Here is a 10,550-nt window from a genome sequence, read left to right as displayed (position 1 = left end):
CAGTAATTTCTATCTTCACCATAATGTCCAAAGAGCGACTCGAAACCACCCACTTTTCTCAAACAAGCACTAGATACAAGCCAAGCTGCTGCATTTACAAAAGGAACAATCACAATGTTTTTATCTAAACTTTCCCCAATTTTTCTACTATAATAAGTTACGAAACCTTCATCGAGTGTTTTTTCATCACCAGAAAAATGCATCGGACTTACAATTCCAAATGAAGGATTATTTTGAGCAACAGCCACTAAATTCGAAATAGTATCATCAAAAACCCAAGTATCTTGGTTAAGTAAGAAAACATAATCTGCTTCACTTTGTAAAGCATAATCAATCCCAATATTATTGGCTTTTCCAAATCCTAAATTCTCTTTAGATTGAATAAGATGAATCTGGGGAAATTGTTTTAAAAGTTCGACCGAATTATCAGTAGAACAATTATCAATAACAACAATATCGATAGGATAAGTTGAATGCAATAAAGAATTGATGCATTTTTCTATCCATTTAGAGCCATTATACGTCACAATGATGACAAAAACCTTTTTATTCAAAGCCAATATTTTTATTATCCTACAAAAATAAGGATATTTGTATTCGAGTTTAGTATAAAATGAAATATTACATCATAATTCCTGCACATAACGAAGAATTGTTTCTCAGTTTGACTTTACAGTCAATTATCGAGCAAACTATTTTGCCTTCAAAAATTGTTGTTGTCAATGACAATTCGACCGATAAAACGTCAAAAATTGCGTTGGCTTTCGCCGAAAATAATCCAACAATAACATTAGTAAATAAAACTTCTGAAGCGATACATTTGCCAGGAAGTAAAGTTATACAAGCCTTTAACAAAGGATTAAAAACAGTAGATGACGATTATGATTTTATTGTAAAAGCCGATGCCGATTTAATTTTTCCAAAGAATTATTTCGAAACTATAATTAATCATTTCAAGTCTGATGACAAAATTGGAATGGTCGGAGGATTTGCTTACATCGAAAAAAATAACGATTGGATTTTAGAAAACTTAACCGATAAAGACCATATTCGCGGGGCTTTTAAAGCCTACCGAAAAGAAACTTTCAAACAAATTGGCGGACTAAAACCTGAGATGGGTTGGGATACGGTTGATGAATTATTATGCAAATTTTACAATTGGAAAGTCGTAACCGACCAATCGTTACACGTAAAACACCTCAAACCAACTGGCGCCAACTATAACAAAACTGCTCGTTATAAACAAGGAGAAGCTTTTTATAGTTTAGGGTACGGTTTTTTTATTACCGCAATTGCTTCGGCAAAACTAGCGATGATGAAAAAGAAACCGCTTCTTTTTTTAGATTATCTGAATGGTTTTTGGAAAGCAAAATCAGCCAAAAAATCGTTGCTAGTTTCCCACGAACAAGCAAAATTTATTAGAAATTATCGTTGGCAGAAAATGAAAGAAAAACTGTTTGGTTGATTGTTTAATTTACATTATCAATTGTTAATTGTTAATTATTAATTACTTTAGCCTTTATTTAATATTATGATGTTAATTCGTTATTTATCACAAATCGGAAGATATTTTCTGATGATAGCAGAGATTTTCAAAAAGCCAACCAAATGGTCGGTGATGAGAACACTTATCTTCAAGGAAATAGATGATTTAATTATTGGTTCGCTAGGGATTGTAGCTTTTATTTCCTTTTTCGTAGGTGGAGTTGTAGCAATACAAACGGCGTTGAATTTAACTAATCCGTTAATTCCTAAATATCTTATTGGTTTTGCGACCAGACAATCTATTATTTTAGAATTTGCACCTACCTTTATTTCCATCATTATGGCGGGAAAAATGGGTTCATTTATCACATCGAGTATAGGAACCATGCGTGTTACCGAACAAATTGATGCGCTAGAAGTAATGGGAGTTAACTCCTTAAACTATCTTGTTTTTCCAAAACTAATGGCATTGTTATTGTATCCATTTCTTATTGGAATTGCCATGTTTTTAGGTGTTTTGGGTGGATATATCGCCAGTGTTTATGGTGGTTTTGGCAGTAGTACCGATTTTATCGATGGGCTACAAAAAGAATTTATCCCTTTTCATATCACGTACGCTTTTATAAAAACCTTAATTTTTGCTTTAATCTTAGCTACAATTCCATCATTTCACGGCTATTACATGAAAGGTGGCGCACTTGAAGTAGGAAAAGCAAGTACGGTGTCGTTTGTTTGGACATCGGTCATGATTATTTTGATGAATTATATTTTAACCCAACTACTTTTAACCTAATGATAGAAGTAAAAAATATCGAGAAATCGTTTGGCGACAGTAAAGTTTTAAAAGGAGTTTCGACTGTTTTTGAAACAGGAAAAACCAATTTAATAATTGGTCAAAGTGGTTCTGGAAAAACAGTTTTGCTAAAAAGCTTATTAGGAATTCATACACCAGAAGTAGGTACAATATCATTTGACGGCAGAATTTATTCTGAATTGACTCCTGATGAAAAAAGAGAATTACGCACCGAAATTGGGATGGTTTTTCAAGGAAGTGCTTTATTCGATTCGATGACCGTCGAAGAAAATGTAGGTTTTCCATTAAAAATGTTTACACAGAATTCTAAATCAGAAATTCAGGATCGTGTAGATTTTGTATTAAAAAGAGTAAATCTTATTGATGCCCACAAAAAACTACCTTCTGAAATTTCGGGCGGAATGCAAAAAAGGGTTGCCATTGCACGCGCCATTGTAAATAACCCTAAATATTTATTTTGCGACGAACCCAACTCTGGTTTAGACCCAAACACCGCTATTTTGATTGATAATTTGATTGGCGAAATCACCGAAGAATACAACATTACCACCGTGATTAATACGCACGATATGAACTCGGTAATGGAAATAGGGCAGAATATCCTTTTCTTAAAAAATGGTTTAAAAGCTTGGCAAGGAACAAAAGAAGAAATTTTTAGAACCGATAATGAAGCTGTTGTAGATTTTGTATATTCGTCAGAATTATTTAAAAAAGTAAGACAAGCGGTGTTAAACGAAAATATTTAACGACTTAAATCAATTATTTAATTTCTACTCTAATAATCTTTCTTTCTTTATTAAAAAAAACCTCTATAGAATCATTAAAGACCTTTTTTATAATTACACCATCAACTGACTCATTTTTTCTTAATTTATGAAGTTTATTGTCAATTTTAACTAAGATTAACTCTTCGGTTTTATCTTTAGATTTTATATATCCGTAATAAGAAACTAATGGCCAATTTATAATTAGTTTAGGCTTAACAATTGGTTTATTAATAACTTTCGGTTTCAGGTAAACTTTCTCAACTGTACTATTATCTGGCGTAATACTACTCTTATTTAAAAATGGATCTCTTTCAATTTCTTCTAAATTAAATGTATCTTTTTTAAATTGACTAAAATTGAATCTCATATTTGATGGAACATTGCTTATCGTTTGTTCTTTAGAAAAAAAATATTGATTCACAGTTTTGTAACCGATGGCTCCCCATAATCCTAAAACTAAAATTAGCAATACAATATTTATTCTTTTTTTTAACATTTTTAAATTATTTTAAACATAAAAGATGTGTTAAATGAACTATTGTTTCCAGCAGCATCAGTAGCTTTTATTCTCCAATAATAATCTCCTATAGTTGCAAATGTTTGTGTCGATGAAGTTGTTGTACTGTTAACCGTTCTTATAATTGATGAAAAAGTATTGGTGTTAGAAAATTCGATTGTATAAGAAATTGGTGATTGTATAGTTCCTGTATCTGCTATTGTTGTCCAGCTAAATGTTATTGCTTGATTAACGGGAAGTGTCAGACTATTATTTGCTGGCAAGTTATTTTGTGGTTGATTTGGATTTGTTCTGTCTACTGAAAAATTCCTAGTTGCAAAAGGTGTTTCAGTATTTGTAGTACTATTTTTTGCCTTAACTTTCCAAATGTAATTTGCTTCTTGAGCTAAATTTGTAGTATTTAAAATTACAGATGTAGTTGTAACATTAGTTGTTGGCAATACTAAATTACCTCCAGACGTAACAACTTCTATATCATAACTACTTGCAGTTGTTATAGGTAGCCATTGTAAAGTTAGGCTAGTAGAATTAGTATAGGAATTTTCGCTAGGAATACTTAGTAAAACTTGTTGATTTGTTAATACATTAGAAACTGCTGTTGAGAAACTAGCGGGTAATGAATAAGTAGATTGATATGCAAAATTTTCTCCTCTTACCCTCCATTTATAAATACCTGTTGGCAATGTGTATGCTAAATTAAGTTTGTTTTCTACTAATGAATCTAATACAACAGCTTGATTCGCATTAAAAACCTGTAGTCTATATTTGTCTGCCCCTTTCAGTGTATTCCATTGAAAATTAACTACATTACTTGAGACTATTTCTCCTTCAACAGGCGAAACAATTTGAATAATATCGTTTGTAATATCATCCTCTAAAACATCTTCACATGAAAATGAAATTATTGCAAAAGCTAACAGAATTATTTTATTTATTGTTTTCATATTTTTTTATTTTTATAATATCATAGAATAAGTCAAAGAGAACATTTATTCTGTTTCTTGATTCATTTTTTGTGCTATTTCATAATTTTGAAAGATCATTTTTAGATGTAAAACTTCTGATTTATTATTGTTTTTAATGGTATAGAAATTCATACTAGTAATTCTAGAAAGATCAAATTTTTTCTCAAAATCATAACCTAGTTTCAAAAGCTGATTTGCGCTACCTGTTATATCTAATTGATTTGTAATTGTAGTATAATTTTCATCTGAAAAAACATGAATAGGTTGCACATCATGAATAGAAATACCATTATGATTTTCTGATGCAAAACTTACTATTCCTTGCTGTATCATTTCTTTAGTTGTTTCTTCTTTGCCCATTATTTTATCTAAATAAGCAACATCTTTAATAAGACCATTTTCATTATTCGCTTTTTTATTTAGCTCATCTATTTTTGAAGACAATATCTTATATTCACTAATTGTTTGAAACAATGTGCTAAAAGATCTTTTGTATGCTGTTATAGAAAGCATCACAAAGATCAAGACCAAAGCCATGAATTTTTTCTTATATGAATATTGATCAAACATCTTTTATCGTAATTTTTACTTCAAATTGAGACTTATTTTTTTTGTCTTTTTTTAAACTAATTATCTCAAAATTGTTTATCCAATTCATTTTCTTTAATCCATCTATCCATTTATTAATCGAAGTTTCGTTGATCGTTTCTCCTTTTATTAATATGGTTTTAGAATCAAAAGTTATTTTTTTATTTGCCTTGATTTCTTTACCTGCTGGAATTATATTCACTTCATTTAATGACAAATCATTAGGTGTGTTCCTTATTAATTCATATCCGTAATAAGTCAGAAATTTTGATGATAAGAAACCCGACTCTTTTAGTATATTTATCTTGTCTTCTTTTTGTTTTTCTAAATCTACTATTTTTTGGTATGACTGATTTGAATAAACATTTTTAAGATTCAACTCAGTATTTTTTGATCCGTAATATTGAATCATAAAATAACTTATTAGTAATGATCCGAAAAAACCAATAAGCATCACAACTCCAAAAATATTAAATGCTTTTTTATAAATAATTTCTTCAACATTTATTTCTTCATTTTTTGTTTTCGAAACTTCTTTTTGTTGGATAAAAAAATGGATTAATGCCCCATAAAGTGGTAATACATTACTTGAAATAGTATCTATTCCAATATTGTAACTTTCTTTTTTTGTTTGTTCTTCGGGCTTAGTAAAACTAACTAATTTCTCATTTTCGAAGCTTAAAATTAAATCGCCAGAGACTATTGTATCCTTATTTATAGCATTGTGCAATAATGCAGCTAAAAAAGAACCAATATAAATATCGACTACTTGAAAAGTAGCTTTTTTAAACTTTGCTAAAGTTTCATCGATACTATTTTTTCTACAAAAACTAATAAAATTATTATTACCGCTTTTAAAGCTAGTATGATAAATAGTATTAAAATCAATGTTTTTATGCCAATTGACATCAGCCTCTTTGTTAAAATCGATTTCTTTGTTTAAAACACCTTTACCATCTATAACTAGAAGTACGGGCAATTTTAAATCTATTTTACTAGATAAATCTTCAAAGGTTTCGAAAACTCTTTTTGAGACAATATCTATTTTATTTCCACTTCTCTTAATAGTAAGCACATGGAAGCTTTCGCCATTCTCTTTTTTAATGACGCCAACCACATTCAGATTGTTAATTTTTATTATTTTAGATAAATAAGCTATCATTAATATATTACCGTAGGTTTAATAAAAATATGTAATTTAGAATTATTTTTTCCTTTTTTTCTACTACTAAAAAACCATTTAATAACAGGTATTCTAGACAATAAAGGTGTTCCAGAACCTGAATCCTCTCTTTTTAGTTCGTCTAATCCTCCTAATAAAATCATTTCCCCATTTTTGACTCTAACTAATGATTCAAACTTTTGTGTTGCTTTTCCTGGAGGAGCATTTTCTCCAGCTCTTCCTAAAAACGAACTTTTTTCTACCGAAATGGTTAAGGTTACATTTTCATCGGTTGACACGAATGGTTTTATTGAAACACTCAAATTAGCATCGGTAGATTTCCACGTACCAGAATTTAATATGTTATTTCCATTATTATTGTTATTATTTATTAACTGATTGGTTTGTTCAAAATAATAACTCGTTTCTCCGATAGACAATTTGGCTTCGTGACCACTTATTGTAGCTATTTTTGGAGTAGATTCAACTTTTACAATCGAATTGTTTTCTAATAATTTTAAGTTGGCATAGAATGCTTCGGTTACTTTTCCTAATTTAAAAATTCCAAAACCATTAAAAGCATTTATCAAACTATTCACAGAAGAAGCATTTACTGTAACGTCTGATGTTGGGAATAATGTGCCTGTTGTTTGCACTTTATTCAATTTGTCTAAACCAGCTTTCATTCCTGTTTGTACATCGTGTCCCTTATTGTATTGTGCAATGATTACCTCAATTTGAACCATTGGCACTACTTTGTCTATTTGTTTGATATAAACTTTTAATTCCTCTAGAGCATTTCTTGAACCTGAAACAATTAATCCGTTTAGTTCAATAAATTCTTTGATTTCTAATTTTTCTGTAAAAACTTTTGGCAAAGAAGAGAGAACGGCTTCTATTGAACGATTCTCTAGTTGAATCATCTCGGTTTTTCTTAAAGTCTCTGTAGCTTGTTCTCCTATCAAATATAGATTATCTTGTTTACGATAGGTGTATTTTTTTCCTTTGAAGATATTGTCTAACAATTCATCAAAAGTAATATTATCTGCAGAAAGTGTTGTTTTTTCATTTTCTGGCTTGTTGTACATAAAATAATTAATATGTAATTTTTCGGCAGCTTCTGTCAACAAATCCGAAGCATCAGCAATGTTGGCTTTTACAGAAAGAAATCCTGTTTTATTCAGATCTACTTCATAATATCCAGGTTCATCATTTCTTACTTTGGCTTTTTTGCCTTTAGGAGAATTACTATTTGAAATTGCATTGGGATTATTTGCATCTTTGTTTTTCTCGATATAATAAAAACCATTTTCATCTTTAGTAGCAATCAAATCATTGGATTTAGATAACATTTCGATAACTTGATCGAAAGGGCGATTTAAGATATATGAAGAAACTTTTAAAGTTTTTACATCTGGAGCCAGTACTAAATTCTTACCCGATTTGTCAATAATAGCTTTAGCTACAGATGGCAAGGAATCATTTTCTAATTTAATAGATAGGAAATCATTTTGTGAGTTATAATCTACATCAATAATCTTTGCTAATTTCTTTTCTATAACCTTAACTATTATTCTTTTTTTGAAAGTAATAATATTATTCATAAAAGTTACTTCCAAATCATATTTTTGAACCAAATGAATAAAAACATCTTTTACTGTAACATCAAAAAAATTATTGACCACTGTTTGATTTAAATCGGTATCAACATCAATATTTAATTGGTGTTCTTCTGCTACAGATGCAATAAAATCATGAAGAGATAATCCTGAAACATCAATTTTCAGTACTTCATTAATTCCCTTCTTTTGTATGGCGAATTCATCTAGTTTTCGTCCTAATTCATTAATATCTTGCTGGGCAAAAGCAAAACTTGTGAATAGAATACTGATGATTATGTAAGTGATTTTTTTAAACATTATTATACGTTAATTAATATAGAATATATTTCTTCTAGTGATGTTTCTCCTTCGGCTAAAATATCAAAAGCTTTATCCGAAAGGGATTTATAGTTCTCATCATTACTAAACATTTTAGTAATGGTATTATTTTTTATAGCTTCTGCAATGGTATTATCTATTGTTAAGACTTCGTAAATGGCACGTCGTCCTTTGTAGCCTGTGTGAAAACATTTGTTACAACCCACTGGTTTATTATATTTAGTAATTTCAAACGGAAAATGATAATTCATAGGAAAATCTTCTCTGTGTGCATCGACTTCTTTTTTGCAATTGTCACAAAGCTTCCTAACCAATCGTTGTGCTACCGAAAGATTTAAAGTTTCGGCTATTAGATATGACGGAACTCCCATATCTATTAATCTTGAGATGGTTCCTATAGCAGAATTGGTATGTATTGTTGATAATACTAAGTGCCCCGTTAGTGAAGCTCGAATTGCCATTAAAGCGGTTTCGGAATCACGAATTTCCCCTAACATAATCACATCAGGATCTTGGCGTAAAAATGATTTTAATGCTGAAGCGAAAGTTAAGCCAATATCTTCTTTAAGCTGTACTTGGTTTATTCCTTTTAATGTATATTCGATTGGATCTTCGACGGTAACAATATTTCTCCGACTATCATTTAATAATCTCAGCGTTGCATACAATGTAGTTGTTTTTCCAGAACCAGTTGGACCACTAATTAAAATGATTCCGTTAGGTTTTTTTACTGCTTGCAGATAATGATTTAATTCTTCTTTTTGAAAACCCAATGTATTCAGATCGATATCGGAAGCATCTTGACCTAACAAACGCATGACGATTTTTTCTCCAAATAATGTGGGCAATATGGAGACTCTAATATCAAAAGTTTCGGTTGTAATTCTTCCGTCTTGCGGTAGGCGCTTTTCGGTAATATTTAGTTTTGCTTTAATCTTTATCTTATTAACTAGCTCTAAATAGTTTTCCCTTTCTACTTTGTAACGTTCTATTAGTTGACCATCAATACGAAAACGGATTCTTGATGACTCTTCATAAATTTCGAAATGAATATCACTACTCTTTAACGATTTTGCTTCGACTAATAAGTTTTCTAAAAAATCACCTTTGTCAATATTTAAAGATTTATTAGAAATCTCTTGTCTTTCTTTTCGGTAATAAAGCGAAAGTCCTTTTTCAATTTCTTCAGCATTAATCGAATTAAATAGAATATTTTTGCCTAGAAAAAGTTCTAATTCATCTTTTGCATCTTGATTATTATTAGACTTATCAATATATAATTCTAGAGTATCATTAGAAACCATTTTAGGCAATATCCTGTAATGGTTAGCCAAGTCGCTCGAAATGCTATGTTGGTTTTCTGGAAGTACTATAATTTCATTCATCATTATAGTATTGTCATTTTTTGAAAATTCAAGAAAGTATCTTTTAGAATTACCATAATTAACAATAATGCTGAAAAACCCGCTAGAGGAACTGTTTCTTGTTTTATAATTCTCTTTAAACCTAATTGCATCAATACAGCAAAAACCATAGACAGTATAAAGAACAAAACATATTTTTGAAGCAAAAACAAAGGCGTAATGGCTATATAAAACAACAAATCACCCAAACCAAAATAGTTTTGAAAAGGGTTTAGAATTTTTTTGTTTTTTATGCTCATATATATTGTTAGTACACTTAACGTGATTAGAAAAAAAATAATATTGTAACTCATTATTTTAAGCACAATATTACTTTGTTGTTGTGTAATATAAAAAGACAAAGAGAAGATAGCGATGGGTAAAGCTACGTGAATATGTCTGTATTTCCAGTCTTGAAAAAACACAAAGAGCAAACAAAGTAACAAAACTATACTAGGTAAATTCAACTTATTCTTTCGTTACTTCTGTTAACATTTTTTTGCTATCTATTTCCCATACATTAAAACTTCCGTCGCTATCTAGGTCGGAAGTGGAAGTTGCTCTTGCAGAAAAAGAATCGCTCGAAGCTTCGATAATTTCTATTTTATAAACTGCCTGACCACCTTCGTCGACAGTTGCTTCTTGTTCGAAACCTATTTCTTCTAAATCATTAGAATATTTTGAATGACGGTAAAAATAACTTTTCTCTAAACCATATACTTGATTTAGCATTGCTTGTGCTTCAATCGCTTTGGCTTGACCAATAACCGAAGTCTGATTAGGCAATACCATAAGCAATAATATACCAATAATGCACAATACTATCAGAATCTCTGTCAAGGAATATGCTTTGACAGATGCTTTTTTTATTTTTTGTAACTGCTTAATAACTAACTCCTCCATAAAATA

At 30.0% G+C, this 10,550-nt stretch carries 12 protein-coding genes; 3 read left to right on the top strand and 9 right to left on the bottom strand.

Annotation, left to right across the window (positions count from 1 at the left end; all coding sequences use genetic code 11):
- On the bottom strand, nt 1–554 hold a 554-nt coding region (locus tag ACKVOV_RS04295; protein ID WP_409205535.1), incomplete at its 3' end, for a glycosyltransferase family 2 protein.
- A gap of 59 nt (nt 555–613) precedes the next feature.
- On the opposite strand from ACKVOV_RS04295, the gene ACKVOV_RS04290 reads away from it, so the two are divergent.
- From ACKVOV_RS04290 to ACKVOV_RS04280, 3 genes are all read left to right on the top strand, one after another.
- Nucleotides 614–1,465 (top strand): glycosyltransferase, encoded by an 852-nt coding sequence (locus ACKVOV_RS04290; protein WP_409205534.1) that lies wholly within the window; start codon nt 614–616, stop codon nt 1,463–1,465.
- Between the two features lie 66 nt (nt 1,466–1,531).
- On the top strand, nt 1,532–2,278 hold the full coding sequence (locus tag ACKVOV_RS04285; protein WP_409205533.1) for an MlaE family ABC transporter permease: 747 nt from the start codon (nt 1,532–1,534) through the stop codon (nt 2,276–2,278).
- Nucleotides 2,278–3,045 (top strand): ABC transporter ATP-binding protein, encoded by a 768-nt coding sequence (locus ACKVOV_RS04280; RefSeq protein ID WP_409205532.1) that lies wholly within the window; start codon nt 2,278–2,280, stop codon nt 3,043–3,045. Before ACKVOV_RS04285 ends, ACKVOV_RS04280 begins: the two co-directional genes overlap by 1 nt.
- Nucleotides 3,046–3,058: 13 nt before the next feature.
- Here the strand turns inward: ACKVOV_RS04280 and ACKVOV_RS04275 are convergent, their stop codons facing one another.
- Genes ACKVOV_RS04275 through ACKVOV_RS04240 form a run of 8 tightly spaced genes read right to left on the bottom strand, consistent with a single transcriptional unit; the run spans nt 3,059 to nt 10,544 of the window.
- A complete protein-coding gene (locus ACKVOV_RS04275) occupies nt 3,059–3,562 on the bottom strand; it encodes a hypothetical protein (RefSeq protein WP_409205531.1) in 504 nt (167 codons plus the stop codon).
- A gap of 2 nt (nt 3,563–3,564) precedes the next feature.
- Entirely contained in the window at nt 3,565–4,527 is a 963-nt protein-coding gene (locus tag ACKVOV_RS04270; protein WP_409205530.1) for a hypothetical protein, read from the bottom strand.
- Nucleotides 4,528–4,572: 45 nt separating this feature from the next.
- The gene (locus tag ACKVOV_RS04265; protein ID WP_409205529.1) at nt 4,573–5,118 is read right to left on the bottom strand and encodes a hypothetical protein; all 546 of its coding nucleotides are present in this window, start codon (nt 5,116–5,118) and stop codon (nt 4,573–4,575) included.
- Nucleotides 5,111–6,298: a hypothetical protein gene (locus tag ACKVOV_RS04260; RefSeq protein ID WP_409205528.1), complete on the bottom strand. Its 1,188-nt coding sequence runs from the start codon at nt 6,296–6,298 to the stop codon at nt 5,111–5,113. Before ACKVOV_RS04260 ends, ACKVOV_RS04265 begins: the two co-directional genes overlap by 8 nt.
- A complete protein-coding gene (locus ACKVOV_RS04255) occupies nt 6,298–8,217 on the bottom strand; it encodes a type II secretion system protein GspD (protein WP_409205527.1) in 1,920 nt (639 codons plus the stop codon). The genes ACKVOV_RS04260 and ACKVOV_RS04255 overlap by 1 nt, the downstream gene beginning before the upstream one ends.
- Before the next feature lie 2 nt (nt 8,218–8,219).
- On the bottom strand, nt 8,220–9,623 hold the full coding sequence (locus tag ACKVOV_RS04250; RefSeq protein WP_409205537.1) for a GspE/PulE family protein: 1,404 nt from the start codon (nt 9,621–9,623) through the stop codon (nt 8,220–8,222).
- A gap of 2 nt (nt 9,624–9,625) precedes the next feature.
- Entirely contained in the window at nt 9,626–10,087 is a 462-nt protein-coding gene (locus ACKVOV_RS04245) for a prepilin peptidase (RefSeq protein WP_409205536.1), read from the bottom strand.
- Between the two features lie 22 nt (nt 10,088–10,109).
- The gene (locus tag ACKVOV_RS04240; RefSeq protein ID WP_409205526.1) at nt 10,110–10,544 is read right to left on the bottom strand and encodes a type IV pilin protein; all 435 of its coding nucleotides are present in this window, start codon (nt 10,542–10,544) and stop codon (nt 10,110–10,112) included.
- Between the last annotated feature and the right edge of the window lie 6 nt (nt 10,545–10,550).

Origin of the sequence: Flavobacterium sp. (assembly GCF_046153165.1) — a bacterium.
GTDB lineage: Bacteria > Bacteroidota > Bacteroidia > Flavobacteriales > Flavobacteriaceae > Flavobacterium.
The sequence above is the reverse complement of the archived record's forward strand: the minus strand, read 5'-3'. Positions and strand labels throughout refer to the sequence as shown.